The sequence below is a fragment of the Halarchaeum sp. CBA1220 genome (genome assembly GCF_003721175.2).
GTDB classification, from domain to species: Archaea; Halobacteriota; Halobacteria; order Halobacteriales; family Halobacteriaceae; genus Halarchaeum; species Halarchaeum grantii.
In genome coordinates, this window is the sequence record NZ_CP054707.1 from 1598490 (window position 1) to 1612142 (window position 13653).

General features: G+C 69.5%; 20 protein-coding genes. 14 read left to right on the forward strand and 6 right to left on the reverse strand.

Going from position 1 to position 13653, the window contains the following annotated elements; all coding sequences use genetic code 11:
• Window positions 1–9 precede the first annotated feature (9 nt).
• Entirely contained in the window at window positions 10–231 is a 222-nt protein-coding gene (locus tag EFA46_RS08680) for a cell surface protein (RefSeq protein ID WP_123076644.1), read from the reverse strand.
• A gap of 102 nt (window positions 232–333) precedes the next feature.
• Between EFA46_RS08680 and EFA46_RS16120 the strand changes: the two genes are divergently transcribed.
• Window positions 334–603 (forward strand): hypothetical protein, encoded by a 270-nt coding sequence (locus EFA46_RS16120; protein WP_218182514.1) that lies wholly within the window; start codon window positions 334–336, stop codon window positions 601–603.
• Window positions 600–1361, forward strand: coding sequence for a biotin/lipoate A/B protein ligase family protein (locus tag EFA46_RS08685; RefSeq protein ID WP_218182515.1), 762 nt, complete (start codon window positions 600–602; stop codon window positions 1359–1361). The genes EFA46_RS16120 and EFA46_RS08685 overlap by 4 nt, the downstream gene beginning before the upstream one ends.
• 42 nt (window positions 1362–1403) lie before the next feature.
• Here the strand turns inward: EFA46_RS08685 and EFA46_RS08690 are convergent, their stop codons facing one another.
• Window positions 1404–1847, reverse strand: a complete 444-nt coding sequence (locus EFA46_RS08690) for a pyridoxamine 5'-phosphate oxidase family protein (protein ID WP_123076642.1) — start codon at window positions 1845–1847, stop codon at window positions 1404–1406.
• A 140-nt stretch (window positions 1848–1987) separates the two neighbouring features.
• Here EFA46_RS08690 and EFA46_RS08695 point away from each other — a divergent pair, with 140 nt between their 5' ends.
• The 8 genes from EFA46_RS08695 to EFA46_RS08730 all read left to right on the forward strand — a co-directional run bounded on the left by EFA46_RS08695 (window position 1988) and on the right by EFA46_RS08730 (window position 7241).
• On the forward strand, window positions 1988–3448 hold the full coding sequence (locus tag EFA46_RS08695) for a PAS domain-containing sensor histidine kinase (RefSeq protein ID WP_158604259.1): 1461 nt from the start codon (window positions 1988–1990) through the stop codon (window positions 3446–3448).
• Between the two features lie 116 nt (window positions 3449–3564).
• Window positions 3565–3930: a helix-turn-helix domain-containing protein gene (locus tag EFA46_RS08700; RefSeq protein ID WP_123076638.1), complete on the forward strand. Its 366-nt coding sequence runs from the start codon at window positions 3565–3567 to the stop codon at window positions 3928–3930.
• The gene (locus EFA46_RS08705) at window positions 3927–4217 is read left to right on the forward strand and encodes a hypothetical protein (RefSeq protein WP_123076636.1); all 291 of its coding nucleotides are present in this window, start codon (window positions 3927–3929) and stop codon (window positions 4215–4217) included. The genes EFA46_RS08700 and EFA46_RS08705 overlap by 4 nt, the downstream gene beginning before the upstream one ends.
• 121 nt (window positions 4218–4338) lie before the next feature.
• On the forward strand, window positions 4339–4806 hold the full coding sequence (locus EFA46_RS08710) for a 6-pyruvoyl tetrahydropterin synthase family protein (RefSeq protein WP_123076634.1): 468 nt from the start codon (window positions 4339–4341) through the stop codon (window positions 4804–4806).
• On the forward strand, window positions 4797–5573 hold the full coding sequence (locus EFA46_RS08715; RefSeq protein ID WP_123076632.1) for a 7-carboxy-7-deazaguanine synthase QueE: 777 nt from the start codon (window positions 4797–4799) through the stop codon (window positions 5571–5573). Before EFA46_RS08710 ends, EFA46_RS08715 begins: the two co-directional genes overlap by 10 nt.
• 4 nt (window positions 5574–5577) lie before the next feature.
• Window positions 5578–6192 (forward strand): GTP cyclohydrolase I, encoded by a 615-nt coding sequence (gene folE, locus EFA46_RS08720; protein ID WP_123076630.1) that lies wholly within the window; start codon window positions 5578–5580, stop codon window positions 6190–6192.
• Window positions 6189–6896, forward strand: a complete 708-nt coding sequence (gene queC, locus EFA46_RS08725; RefSeq protein WP_123076628.1) for a 7-cyano-7-deazaguanine synthase QueC — start codon at window positions 6189–6191, stop codon at window positions 6894–6896. Before folE ends, queC begins: the two co-directional genes overlap by 4 nt.
• A gap of 3 nt (window positions 6897–6899) precedes the next feature.
• On the forward strand, window positions 6900–7241 hold the full coding sequence (locus EFA46_RS08730; RefSeq protein ID WP_123076626.1) for a CHY zinc finger protein: 342 nt from the start codon (window positions 6900–6902) through the stop codon (window positions 7239–7241).
• A gap of 246 nt (window positions 7242–7487) precedes the next feature.
• On the opposite strand, the gene EFA46_RS08735 is transcribed toward EFA46_RS08730, so the two are convergent.
• Window positions 7488–7967 carry a 50S ribosomal protein L11 gene (locus EFA46_RS08735; protein WP_123076624.1) on the reverse strand — a complete coding sequence of 160 codons (480 nt, stop codon included), beginning with the start codon at window positions 7965–7967 and terminating at the stop codon, window positions 7488–7490.
• A gap of 177 nt (window positions 7968–8144) precedes the next feature.
• A complete protein-coding gene (locus tag EFA46_RS08740) occupies window positions 8145–8345 on the reverse strand; it encodes a hypothetical protein (protein WP_123076622.1) in 201 nt (66 codons plus the stop codon).
• Between the two features lie 104 nt (window positions 8346–8449).
• Between EFA46_RS08740 and EFA46_RS08745 the strand changes: the two genes are divergently transcribed.
• From EFA46_RS08745 to EFA46_RS08755, 3 genes are all read left to right on the forward strand, one after another.
• Complete coding sequence (locus tag EFA46_RS08745) at window positions 8450–9562, forward strand: GTP-binding protein (protein ID WP_123076620.1); 1113 nt, start codon at window positions 8450–8452, stop codon at window positions 9560–9562.
• A gap of 109 nt (window positions 9563–9671) precedes the next feature.
• Entirely contained in the window at window positions 9672–10151 is a 480-nt protein-coding gene (locus tag EFA46_RS08750) for a TIGR04206 family protein (RefSeq protein ID WP_176969854.1), read from the forward strand.
• A gap of 48 nt (window positions 10152–10199) precedes the next feature.
• Window positions 10200–10985 carry a VOC family protein gene (locus EFA46_RS08755; RefSeq protein WP_123076618.1) on the forward strand — a complete coding sequence of 262 codons (786 nt, stop codon included), beginning with the start codon at window positions 10200–10202 and terminating at the stop codon, window positions 10983–10985.
• Between the two features lie 228 nt (window positions 10986–11213).
• Here the strand turns inward: EFA46_RS08755 and EFA46_RS08760 are convergent, their stop codons facing one another.
• A complete protein-coding gene (locus tag EFA46_RS08760; RefSeq protein ID WP_123076616.1) occupies window positions 11214–11489 on the reverse strand; it encodes a PadR family transcriptional regulator in 276 nt (91 codons plus the stop codon).
• A gap of 113 nt (window positions 11490–11602) precedes the next feature.
• Complete coding sequence (gene dph5 / locus EFA46_RS08765) at window positions 11603–12403, reverse strand: diphthine synthase (protein WP_123076614.1); 801 nt, start codon at window positions 12401–12403, stop codon at window positions 11603–11605.
• 91 nt (window positions 12404–12494) lie between these two features.
• On the opposite strand from dph5, the gene EFA46_RS08770 reads away from it, so the two are divergent.
• Window positions 12495–13550 carry a class I SAM-dependent methyltransferase family protein gene (locus EFA46_RS08770; RefSeq protein ID WP_123076612.1) on the forward strand — a complete coding sequence of 352 codons (1056 nt, stop codon included), beginning with the start codon at window positions 12495–12497 and terminating at the stop codon, window positions 13548–13550.
• The last annotated feature ends 103 nt before the right edge of the window (window positions 13551–13653 follow it).

Here is a 13653-nt window from a genome sequence, read left to right on the forward strand (position 1 = left end):
GCGACCGCCTTAGAACTCGTACTCGTCGCCGAGCGAGCGCTCGCTCGTCTCCCGCATCTCCTCCTCGAAGCGCTCCTCTTCCTCCTCGCCGGCCGTGACGTCGTAGACGTTCAGCCCCGTGGAGAGAAGTTCTTCGACCGCTTCCTTCCGGTTGAGGAACTCGCCCTCGTCGACGAGGCGGTCGATCTCGACTTCGATATCGCTCGGGAGGTCGACTTCGGCGGTGGGCATATCGATGGAGGGTTCCCGGGCGAGACATTTCAAGGCTGTGGCTGCGATACCGGCCTCGGGCACCCGAGCGCTCTTTACCCGCCGGTTGCGTACTCCACGCGTATGCACGGGGAGTCCTCGGTGAAGGTCCCGGGTGGGAAACTCGTCCGCGCGGCGGTCACCTACGAGGCACACGTCCAATCGGTCGAGATTCGCGGCGACTTCTTCCTCGAACCACCGGAGGCGCTGGACGCGCTCGAACGCGCCGTCGAAGGCCTGCCACGCGACGCCCCACACGAGGAGTTCGCGACGGCCGTCGGCGCCGTCGACGCCACGCTCGTCGGCTTCGACGCGGACGACGTCGCCACCGCCGTCCGGGAGGCGATGGAATGACCGACGACCACCGCGGCCTCCGCGTCGTCGACCCCGAGGCGCTCTCGGAACCGGTCCACCACGCGCTCGACGAGGTGTTGACGAACCGCCTGCAGGCCGGCGAGACGCCCCCGACCCTCCGCGTGTGGCGTCGCGACACGCCCGCCGTCCCGTTCGGGCGCTTCCAGTCGTTCGACGACGAAGTCGAGGCCGAGTACGCCCGCGAGCACGGCATCGTGCCCGTGCGCCGCGTCACCGGCGGCGGGTCGATGTACGTCGCACCGGGCGACGTCGTCACCTACTCGCTCTACCTCCCGGCGTCGTGGGTGCCCGCCGACGTCGAGGCGAGCTACGCGGACCTCGATCGGAGCGCCATCGAGGCGCTTCGCGGGCTCGGCCTCGACGTCAGCCACGAGCCGCTGAACGACATCGAGCACGCCGACGGGAAGATCGGCGGCTCCGCCCAACTGCGCTCGGGGGACGCCGTCCTCCACCACGCGACGATGAGCTACGACCTCGACACCCGCGAGATGCTCCGCGTGCTCCGCATCGGCGCGGAGAAGGTCTCCGATAAGGCGGTGCGCTCGGCGGAGAAACGCGTCGCCGTCATGACCGACCACCTCGACGTCTCGCGCGAGGCCGTCATCGACGCCGTCGTCGACGCGTACGTCGCGCGCTTCGGCGGCGGGCGCGGCGAGTTGAGCGAGGACGAGCGCGAGGCCGCACTCGAGCTCGCGGACGCGAAGTTCTCGACGGCCGAGTGGAACGAGCGCCTGTGAGGCGCGCGGGCGAACGCGTCGAGGACGGCACCGACGGTCCGCTCACGACTCGGTCTCGCGCTCGACGGTGCTCCGGAACGCACGACCGGAGCGGTGCGTCGGGCGCAAGCGATAGAACTCGAAGTCGAGGTCGCTCGGCGGCGTCTCGGGGTGGACGTCGAGGGTCGGGATTTCGGCGTTCTCCGCGACCGCCGTCGCCGCGGCCGTTCGCTCGTCCGGCGGAACGCGCTCGATAGGCCCGTCGACGACGACGCTCCGCGAGGGGTCGGTCGTGTACACCGCGAACGACGCCGTCTCGGTCGCTTCGATGAACGCGAGTTTCCTGCTGTCAGCGTTCGCCGCGAGCTGGAAGTAGAGGACGTCGCCGTCGTAGCCGAAGGACTGCGGGACGGCGTACGCGTCCGCGCCGTTCGCCAGCGAGAGCACGCCTGTGCCGTGAGTCCGGAGGAGTCGGTCTATCGACCCCTGATCTAGTTCTTCTGTCACCACTCGCCGTAGCGTAGACCTCTCCTTAGAAGCACCCATACGGGCCTCCAGCCGACTCGCCCGACGGATATCCCTCATAACGTATCACCGGATGGGGCCGTCCCACCCAACTTAACATGCTGCCTCGTCTAATACAGACAATGAATTCCGAGAGGGGTGTTGCGGAGTCGGAGAACGCCACCGCTCGGGCGTTTCGGGAGGCCGTCGAGTGCAGCGGCCACTCGATCTACTGGACGGACACGACCGGTCGGATCGAGTACGTCAACGACGCGTTCGAGAAGCAGACGGGCTACACCGCCGAGGAAGCGGTCGGGAACAACGCGAACATCCTCCAGTCGGGCGTGCACGACGACCGGTTCTACGAGCGGCTCTGGGACACCATCCTCTCGGGCGAGGTCTGGGAGGGCGAAATCGTCAACGAGCGAAAGAACGGCGAGCGCTACGTCGCCAGACAGACGATCTCCCCGGTCACCGACGACGACGGCGACGTCGTCCGCTTCGTCGCGGTCAACGAGGACATCACCGACCTCCGGGAGTACCAGGAGCGCCTTGAACGCCAGCGCGACCGCTTGGCGACCGTCCTTGATGCCGTCCCCGTCCCGCTCGTTCTCACGGAGGCCGACCCGGACGAACCGGTCATAAAGCAGACGAACCGGGCGTTCCGCGAGACGTTCGGCTACACCGAGCGCGAACTCGGCGGGTCGCGACTCGACGACCGCATCGTCGACGACGACGACGCCGAGGAGGCGCGCGAAATCACCGCGCAGGCGGCCGACGGCGAGCGAGTGCGGCGCGAGGTGACGCGGCGGAGCGCGGCGGGCGAGTGCCGCACCTTCCTCCTCGAGGCGTCCACGGTCACGGGCGAGGCCGGCGACGAGGTGATCGCGACCTACCTCGACATCACCGACCGGAAGCGAGCGCAGGAGGAGCTCGAGCGCCAGACGGCCGAGCTCGAGCGGTTCGCGGACGTCGTCAGCCACGACCTCCGCAACCCCCTGAACGTCGCCGCCGGCCACCTCGACCTCCTCGACGCCGAGGTCGACAACGAGCACGTCGACACGATCCGGGCGGCGCACGGTCGCATGCGGGAGCTGATCGAGAACCTCCTGATGCTCGCCAAGCAGGGGCGGACGATCGACGAGACCGAGCCCGTGGCGGTCCGCGATGCCGCCCGGCGGAGTTGGGAGACGATCGGGACGGCCGAGGCGACGCTCCGCGTCGAGAGCACGGCGACCATCCGGGCGGACGAGAGTCGGCTCGGCCAGCTCTTCGGGAACCTCTTCCGGAACGCGGTCGAGCACGGCACGACCGGCGCGTCGCTCGCCCCGGGGGACTCGGTCGAGGACGGCGACGGCACGGTCACGGTCACGGTCGGCGACCTCGAGGACGGCTTCTACGTCGCGGACGACGGCCCGGGCATCCCCGAGGAGGAGCGCGGACGCGTCTTCGAGACCGGCCACACGAGCGCGGCGGACGGGACGGGGCTCGGGCTCTCCATCGTCGCGGAGATTGCGGACGCGCACGGCTGGGACGTCACCGTCACGGAGAGCGACACCGGCGGCGCCCGCTTCGAGTTCACGGGCGTGACCTGCCTCACGTGACCGCGCGGCCGCGTCGTCCCGCCCGTCGCGCAGCCGCAGTCGCGGCGACGCGCCGAACCGGTCGATACCTAAGGGGCGAGCGCGAACGGGCACGTAGCGACCCATACGGGCCCAGAATGAGCGCACCAGACGACGACCCCGACCTCTCACGCGTCCTCGACGCGCTCGATGATGCGGACTGTCGGGCGTTCCTGCGCGCTCTGGACGAACCAATGACGGCGAACGAACTCTCGGAGGCGTGTGACGTACCGCTCTCGACCACCTACCGGAAACTCGAGTCGCTGACGGAGGCGACGCTCGTCGCGGAGGAGACGGAGGTCCGCCCGGACGGCCGGCATCGCTCGCGCTATCGAGCGGACTTCGACGCCATCGAGGTGGCCTTCGACGACGAGCGCGAACTGACCGTGGAGATCGACCGCCCGCCGCGCGGGCCGTCCGAGCGCCTCGCGGACATCTGGTCGGAGGTGCAACGCGAGACGTGACCCCGACCGGACTCGGCCTCACGACGCTCGTCACGCTCCTGAAGACGGTGACGCTGCTGCTCGGCGGCGCCATCACCTACTTCGCCTACGAGGCGTCCGTCCGCACCGGCGCGCGCTCCATCCGCCTGCTCGCCGTCGGCTTCGGCGTCGTCACCGTCGGCGCGCTCGTTGCCGGCATCGTCGACACCCTCCTCCACGTCGGCACGATGCTCGCGCTCGTCGCCGAGGGCTCGTTCACCGCCGTCGGCTTCGCGGTCATCCTCTACTCGCTCTACGTGGAGGACTGAGCGAGGCACGCGGCGTCGCGAGCACCCGGGCGCGAAGCGACGTGCACGGCGGGCACGTGACACGCCACCGTCGCCCTCCCCGTATCCGCAGGTTCAAGTAATACCGAGCGAACCGTGGGGTATGAACCGAGTGCGGACTGACGAACACTCCGAGGCGTTCGCGGACGAGCGAACCCTCCGCGTCGGCGCCGAGCGTCCCATCCGGATCAGCGCCGGCCACCGTCTCCTCCACCACGACGGGAAGTGCGCGCGCCCACACGGGCACAACTACGAGCTCACCATCACCCTCCGCGGCGAACTCACCGACGAGGGCTGGGTGGCGGACAAAGGCGACGTGACGGACGTCGTCGAGCGCTGGGACCACCGCTTCCTCGTCGAGGCGGGCGACCCCCTGATCGAGGCCTTCGAAGCGAGCGGCGACGGCGACGCGCTCGTCGTCCTCGAACGCCCGCCGACGGCGGAAGTGATGGCGGCGACCCTCGAGGCCGAGCTCGCCGACGCGCTCCCCGACACCGTCAGCGAGGTGGCGGTCTCCGTCCGCGAGACGAGCGAGCTCGACGCCACCGGAGGGGCGACGCCGTGCCGGTGAACGACGCCGCGGGAGACAGCTCACCCGCCGACGCACCCGCCGAGAGCCTCCCCGTCAACGAGCTCTTCCACTCCCTCCAAGGCGAAGGAACGCTCGCCGGCGTCCCCTCCACGTTCGTTCGCACCGCCGGCTGTAACCTCCGGTGTTGGTTCTGCGACTCCTATCACACCTCGTGGGAGCCCACCGGCGACTGGATGAGCCTCTCGGAGATCGTCGCCGCCGTCGAGGAGCGCCCCGGCGAGCACGTCGTCCTCACCGGCGGCGAACCGCTGGTCCACGAGCGCGCCGTCGAGTTGCTCGAACGCCTCGACGAGTTGGGCTACCACACCACCGTCGAGACGAACGGCACCATCTACCGGGACGCGCCCATCGACCTCGCGAGCGTCAGCCCGAAACTCGCCTCCAGCACGCCAACCGCCGAGAACGCCCCCGAGGGCGTCGACCCCGGCGTCTGGACGGAGCGCCACGAGGAGCGCCGCGTCGACGTCGAGACGCTCGCCGACCTCTTCGCCGCCTACGACTGCCAGTTCAAGTTCGTCGTCACGGACGAATCGGACGTCGAGGACGTCGAGGACCTCGTCGCACGCGTCGCGGACGCCGCCGGCACGGACGCGGACGATATCGACGTGCTTCTCATGCCCGAGGGCCAAACACGAGACCAACTAGACGAAACCCGGAACGCCGTCGCCGAGCTCGCGATGGAGTACGGCTACCGCTACACGCCGCGCCTCCACGTCGACCTCTGGAACGACGCCCCCGGGACCTGAGACGATGACCGACGGAACACCGACATCCACCACCGACGCCGAATCGAACGCCGAGCACCCCGTGGACCGCGACCAGCTGAGTCACGCGACGCGACTCATCCTCGACGCGGTCGGCGAGGACCCCGAGCGCGACGGCCTCGTCGACACGTGGGAGCGCCGCGTCCCCGCCGCCTACGAGGAACTCACCGAGGGCTACCGCGAGGCCGAGAAGCCGACGATGCGGACCTTCGAGGCCGAGGGCGAGGACCTCGTCGTGAAGACGGGCATCCCCTTCTACTCGCTCTGCGAGCACCACCTCCTCCCCTTCCACGGCACCGCGCACGTCGCCTACCGGCCGGACGGCGAGGTCGTCGGCCTCTCGAAGCTCGTCCGCTACGTCAAGTGGGCGTCCCGACGCCTCACCATCCAAGAGCAGCTGACGCGCGATGTCGCCGAGGGCCTGCACGAGGAGATCGGCGCGGACGCCGTCCTCGTCGAGCTCTCTGCGACGCACATGTGCGAGGCGATGCGCGGCGTCGAAGCCCACACCACGACGACGTCGCGCGCGAGCGTCGGCGCGTTCGACGACGTCGAGCGCCAGCGCTTCCGCGACGCCATCGCGACGGAGGGCGGGCGATGAGCGCGAGCGACGACGGCACGGCCGCGAAGAGGGCGGTCGTCCTCGCGTCCGGCGGGATGGATTCCGCGACCGCCATCGCCGTCGCGAAGGAGCGCGGCTACGAGGTCTGCCTCCTCCACACGAGCTACGGTCAGCGCACCGAGGCCAAGGAGTACGAGTGCGCGACCGCGCAGGCCGAGCACTTCGACGCCGCCGACTTCCTCCACCTCAACCCCGACCACCTCTCGAAGATCGGCGGCTCCTCGCTCACCGACGAAGAGATGGACGTCGAAGAGGCGGACTTGGAGAGCGACGAGGTTCCGACCTCCTACGTCCCGTTCCGGAACGCGAACCTCCTCGCGATGGCCGTCTCCTACGCCGAAGCCCAGGACTGCGACGCCGTCTTCATCGGCGCACACTCCGAGGACTTCTCGGGCTACCCAGACTGCCGCCCCGAGTTCTTCGAGGCCTTCCAGCAGGTCGTCGACGTCGGCACCAAGGACGACACCGACATCAGCATCGAAGCGCCGTTCACCGAGTGGTCCAAGACCGACATCGCCGAGCGCGGCCTCAAACTCGACGTCCCCTACGAACTCACGTGGAGCTGTTACCGCGACGACGAACCCGCGTGTGGCACGTGTGACGCCTGCGCATTCCGCCTCGAAGCCTTCCGGAACGCCGGCGCGCGCGACCCCATCGACTACGCCGAGCGCCCCGACTACTGAGCGATGGAGCGGACCGTCGGCGGCGTCACCGTCTGCGGCGTCGACGTCGACGCCGCGACGCGCTGTGCGCACTACGGCGAGGCGTGGGACGTCGTCGCCATCCGCGCGGCGTGCTGTGACGCCTACTACCCGTGTCACGCCTGCCACGACGCGGTCGCCGACCACGAGCACGCCGTGCTCCCGCGCGAGTCGTTCGACGACCCCGCCGTGCTCTGCGGGGCGTGCGGCGAACTCCTCACCGTCCGCGAGTACGCCGCCTGCGACGACGCCTGCCCCGCGTGCGGCCACGCGTTCAACCCCGGCTGTACGCGTCACTGGGAGCGTTACTTCGCGCCCCGCGACTGACGCCGGATGCGTTAGCGCCCACCCAGAAACACTTGCAACGGTGGGGGGTGTTGTGACACGGGGACCGAGAGCGGAGACACGGAACCGGGGACTGAGCGACGCGCTCGTCGGGAAAACGGTCGAGACGTGAAGAGCACGCCTCAACGAGAACGTGGGCGGGACGGGGCCTCGCTGGCTCTCGCCTCGTCAGGCCTCGGCGAGAAGGTGAGCGAGGCGCAACGGCGCCTCGCTCGCGCTGTCCTCGGCTTACGCCTCGGCCAGCACGTCGTCGAACTCGCCGTCGTCGACGCGGGCCTTGAAGCCGCGGGCGTCCTCGCCCTCGATGGTGACACCGAGCGTGACGCAGGTGCCGGCGACTTCCTTCGCGGCGTTCTTCGTGTCGTACGCGAGCAGGTCGGGCTTCTTCTGCTCGGCGATGGACTTCAGCTGTTCGATGGAGAGGTCCGCGACGAAGTTCTCCTGGGGCTCGCCGCTCCCGGTCTCGAAGCCGGCTTCGTCCTTGATGAGCTCCGCCGTCGGCGGAACGCCGACCTCGATGCTGAAGGAGCCGTCCTCCTCGTACTCGATAGTGACGGGGACTTCCGTGCCGTCGAAGGCCGCCGTCTGGTCGTTGATCTCCTCGACGACTGCCTGCACGTCCACGGGCGTGGGACCGAGCTCGGGGCCGAGGGGCGGGCCGGGGTTGGCCTGCCCGCCGGGCACGAGTACTTCGATGGTATCAGCCATGCGTGAACGAAGTTTCGCGGCGGATTTAAACGGTTCGAATCGCGCTCATCCGAGCGCGGTTCGAATCAGTGAGGACGCACGGAGCGAAGCGAGCGGTCCGACCGTGGTTCGAATCGGGAGCGTGGTCGCTCGCGGTTCGCGGCCACCGCGCCGCCGCGACCGCGGTCGCGCTATGGGTCACGGGAGCGTGATGCCCTGTCGAGCGAGGAAGGCGCTGGCCTCCTGAATCTCGACCGGGCTCCCGATGACGCGGACGACGTCGTCGCGTTCGAAGACCGTGACGGTGAAGCGCTCGGTGAGTTCGGCCTCGACGCCGTCGAGCGCACCGGCCGGGAGGACGATCTCCGTGCTGTCGCGGTACGTCGACGGATCCGACATGTCGGCTACTCTCGGGAGGGCGGCTATGAACGTGTCGAAGTTCGCGACTGCACGCGGGGGACCGGACGAAAGTTCTTTCCGGCGAGACGGCCCAGTTCCGGGTAATGGGACTGGAGGAGGAGATCGAGGAACTCGAAGAGGAGATCGCCGACACTCCGTACAACAAGTCCACGGAGGCCCATATCGGCCGGCTGAAGGCGAAGCTCTCCGAGAAGAAGGAGAAGCTCGAGCAGCAACAGTCCGGCTCGGGCGGTGGCGGCGGCTACTCCGTCAAACAGCACGGCGACGCCACCGTCGCGCTCGTCGGTTTCCCCTCCGTCGGCAAGTCCACGCTCGTGAACGCGCTCACGAACGCCGGTAGCGAGGTCGGCGCCTACGAGTTCACGACGCTCGACGTCAACCCCGGGATGCTGAAGTATCGCGGCGCGGACATCCAGATCCTCGACGTTCCCGGACTCATCGAGGGCGCGGCGGGCGGGCGCGGCGGCGGGCGCGAGGTCCTCTCCGTCATCCGCTCTGCGGACCTCGTCGTCTTCGTCCTCTCCGCCTTCGAAATCGACCAGTACGACCGGCTCTACGACGAGCTCTACGACAACAAGATCCGCCTCGACACCGAGCCGCCGCACGTCCGCATCTCGAAGAAGATCAAGGGCGGCATCGACGTGAACACCTCGGGCGACCTCGAGCTCGACAACGACACCGTCCGGGAGGTGTTGCGCTCGCAGGGCTACGTGAACGCGGACGTCACCATTCGCGGGAACCCGGACGTGGACGAGCTCGTCGACGGCGTGATGGACAACCGCGTCTACCTCCCCTCCCTGACGGTCGTGAACAAGGTCGACCTCATCGAGCCCTCCTACGCGGAGACCGTCAAGAGCGAACTCCGCGAGCGCGACATCGACCCCGAGGAGGCGGTGTTCATCAGCGCGCACGAGGAGCGCGGCCTCGACGCGCTGAAGGACCGGCTGTGGGACGAGCTCGACCTCATCCGCATCTACATGGACAAGCCGGGTCGCGGTGTCGACTACGACGAGCCGCTCGTGTTGCGTCGCGGCGAGACGGTGGACGACGCGCTCGACCGGTTGGGCGGGGAGATGAGCGACCGCTTCCGTTTCGCGCGCGTCTCCGGCCCGTCCGCGAAGCACGACGACCAGCAGGTCGGGCGGGACCACGTCCTCGAGGACGAGGACGTCCTCCGCCTCATCGTGCGGCGCTGACACCGCGCTCTCCGTTCTCCATCCCCCGAGCGCCGCGTTTCTCGCTCGACCACCCCGTTCCGTTCGCGGAGACCGAAAGACCCTCACTCGACGCGCCGCACTCACCGATATGTCCGCGCGCCGCCCACTCCGACGTCTCCTCGTCCTCGTCGCCGTCGGGCTCCCGCCGTGGACGGTGATCCAGTGGTCGAGCGGCGCGAGCGCGAACGCCTACGGCGCCTACTTCGCGTACGGCATCGGCGACGTCGCGGGGCCGCTCGGCCCGCACTTCACGCCCCTCCCGACGTACGTCTCGCAGGCCGTCCTGAACGCCTACTGGCTCCAGGCGTGGCCGACGGCGGCGTTCCTCTACGGATGTGCGCTCGCGAGCGCCGCGCTCGCACTCGCCGACCGCGAGGACCGGCGCGTGACCGGCGGCCTGCTGGCGATGGCGGGCGCGAGCGCGGGTCTGCACGCGACCGGTCTCGCCGTCCACAACGCGCGCCTCGCCGTCCTTCCGCTCGGGACGCTCCTCCTGTGGACCGCCGCGCTCGCGCTCTACCGCGACGCCCTCCGGCGGCTCGTCTTCGTCCGGCCGGAGGCCACTTAATCGGCCGCCTCCGGTACGCTTACCTCCCGCGCGGTACACCACTCGTCCATGAGCGAGAGCGACCACGTGCTCGACCACGTGATGATCCGCGTCGGCGACCTCGAGGAATCGCTGGACTGGTATCGGACGCACCTCGACTACGTCGAGTATTCGCGCTGGGAGGCGGACACGTTCACGAACGTGAAGCTCGGCCCCGAGGACATGAGCGCGGACGGCGCGCTCCTCGAGCTCACCTACAACCACGGCGTCTCCGAGTACGAGATGGGCGACGCGTGGGGCCACATCGCGGTGCGCGTCGAGGACGTCGAGGAGGCGTACGCGGAGCTGATGGACGAGGGCGTCGAGGACTACCGACCGCCCGAGGAGAACCCCGGCTACGCGTTCGTGAAGGACCCAGACGGCCACGAGATCGAAATCGTCGAGCGCGACCACGGCGCGAAGTGGAGCCTCGACCACACGATGATCCGCGTCGAGGACGCCGACGAGGCCATCGGCTACTGGGCGCGCAAGTGGGAGTACGAGCCCGCGGGCCGCTGGGAGTCCGACACGTTCGCGAACTACTTCATGGCCCCGCAGGGCGACCACGAGAACGCCATGACCGTCGAGCTCACCTACAACTACGACGGCCGCGAGTACGAGATGGGCGACGCGTGGGGCCACCTCGCCGCGCGCGTCGGCGACCTCGAGGAGGGGTGGACGGCCCTGATGGAGCGCGAGTCCGAGGACTACCGCGACCCCGAGTCCTGCGACTGGAACTACGCGTTCACGAAGGACCAGGACGGCCACGAAATCGAGGTCGTCACCGCCGACGTCGAGGACCGCGTGGGGGAGTAGCGGGGCGAGCGGAGCGAGACCCGCCGAACAGCGAACGGGGAGCAACCGCGACCCGTGAGTAACGCGCTCCGCCGGGGGCGCGGAGAACCGAGCGGCGGTAGCCGCGAGTAGGCGAAGCCGACCCGAAGAGGCTTTGCGGAGCGACGACCGGAGCGTGGGCGCGGCCCGCGAGCCCCGCGCTCTGCGGTCGGTCGTCGCTCGGCGGGCGGTGGGACCGCCGGCGTGGCGTTAGGTCTCGATGTGTGAGCGCACCCAGTTCGTCTGGCGCTCGAGCCACTCGCGACCCGCGTCGGTGATGACGTAGGCGTTCGTTCGGCCGTCGGCGTGGTGTTTCTCGACGAAGCCGCGCTCGCAGAGCGAGTCGAGGTGGTGGTAGAGTTGCTCGCTGCGAATCGTGGCGTCGTGATACTCCTCCAGTTCCCGTTTGATGTCCTGCCCGCACGGGTCGCCGTAGTCGGCGACGAGGACGAGCATCTCGCGTTGCAGGGCGTGGAGCGTCCGCATCGACTACTGGATAGCCCCGCGTCGTAATCAACCTGTTGCGACTGGCGGCATCTCCGGTCCCCGCGAACCGCGCTCAGCCCGCTAAATACGGTAGTATGTGACGGAGTATCGACTTACTCGGGGAGGAGGTCGTCGGGAGCGCCGGCGAGACCGGCGAGGGCGTCGGCCTCGACGTGGTGGAGGTCGCCCGGGACGACGAGCATGTGGAGGGGGTCGCCGAACGACTCGTCGGCGAGGCGGTCGAGGCGGTCGGCGCGCACCACGGGGTCGGGGCTGCCGGCGCGCGCGACGACGACGCCGAGCGCGTCCGGGTCCCACGCCTCCGCGAGCAGGCCCGCCGCGTAGTCCGCGCTCATGTACTCCTCGAAGTCGGGGTCCTCGCCCTCGGGTCCCCTGCCGACCTTGATGTCGAGGTAGCAGAGCGTGTGGAGTCCGCGCTCGCGGTTGTCCTCGAGCGTCGCGATGACCGAGTCGGGAACGACGTCCGCGCCGTGCGCCCACTCGAAGGGGAGCGTCGTCGCCTTCCCGAAGCGGTAGTTCTGGAGTCCCGTGAGCGACGAGGCCGCGGACTCGGCCGTCGGCGCGTGAATCACGCGCGTCTCGATGCCGCGTTCGTGCGCGCGGAGTCGGAGGTCGACGTGCGTCGTCGAGATCATCGTGTCACCGGCGGTGAGGAAGACGGCGTCACCGGCCTCGGCGGCGTCGAGGATCGGCTCGGGGTGCTGTTCGACGCCCGCGCGGTCGCGGACCTCGATGTCGGTGTCGTGGTAGGCTTCGAGGTCCGCGACGTCCGCGCCGACGAGGTGGCTCGTGTAGAACTCCGCGAACGCCCGGTCCGCGGCGGCGATGGCGTCGCGCCCCTCGACGGTCACCGAGGACTCGTCGTAGAGGCCGAGGCCGACGAACGTGAGCATACGCGCCACTGGGTCGGCGGCGCGGATACGGGTTTCGTTGCGCTCGCACGCGAACGCCAGCGGTAAGGCCGACCGCGCCCTTCCCGTTCGTATGCACGCGCCCTGCGTCCGCGTCCCGACCGACGCGGGCGAGCGGACCCGCAAGCGCCTCGCGGACGCCGACCTCGTCGACGAGACGCTCGACATCGCCGTCGCGGACGGCAGCCTCTACATCCCCGTGAGCGACCGTGAGGCCGTCCCGGACGACCTCGCCGTCGTCGAGCACGACGTCCCCGAGCGCGAGACGCAGACGACGCCCGCCGACCTGCTGGGCTTCGAGCCGTCCTACGAGCGCCTCGGCGACGTCGTCATCCTCGACGAGGACGACCCGGAGCGCGCCGCCCGCATCGCGGACGCCGTCGTCGAATCGGACGTCCGCGCGCGGACCGTCGTCGACCGCGCCTCGAAAGTGAAGGGCGAGACCCGCGTGCGCGACTGGGACGTCCTCGCGTTCGAGGGCGGCGAGTCGGCGTCGCGCTCGCCGACGGCAACCGTCCATCGCGAGTACGGCTGTGAGTTCGCGCTCGACATCGCCGACGTCTACTTCTCGCCGCGACTCGCGACCGAACGCCATCGCGTCGTCCAGCAGGTGAGCGAGGGCGAGCACGCCTTCGATATGTTCGCCGGCGTCGGTCCCTACGCGGTTCCGATGGCGAAGGCCGGCGCGGACGTCGTCGCCACCGACATCAACGAGACCGCCATCGACTACCTCCGCGAGAACGCCGCGCGCAACGGCGTCGCCGACCGGATCACCGCCTACGCGGGCGACGTCCGGGACCTCGTCTCGGGCGCGGCGGGCGGGAAGCGAGGTGACGGAGACCGAGAGGTGGCCGAGACGTACGACGGGTGGGCCGACCGCCTCGTGATGAACCTCCCGCACACCGCCGACGAGTTCCTCGACACCGCCGTCGCGCTCGCCGGCGAGGAGTGCGTCCTCCACTACTACGACATCCAACACGAGGACGACCGCTACGCGCCCGGCGAGGCCGCGATTCGCGCCGCCGCCGAGCCCGAGTACGAGGTGTCCGTCGAGACGCGCCACACCGTGCGCTCCTACGCTCCTCACGAGTACAACGTCTGCCTCGACGTCCGCCTGCGGCGAGTCTGAGCGCGCGACCGCTCTCGGGCGGACGCCCCGACGATGCGATCCGATTCGCAAGCCTTATTTCTCCCATGCGGCTACGAAGAAGTGCACACACGGTGCCTGACGG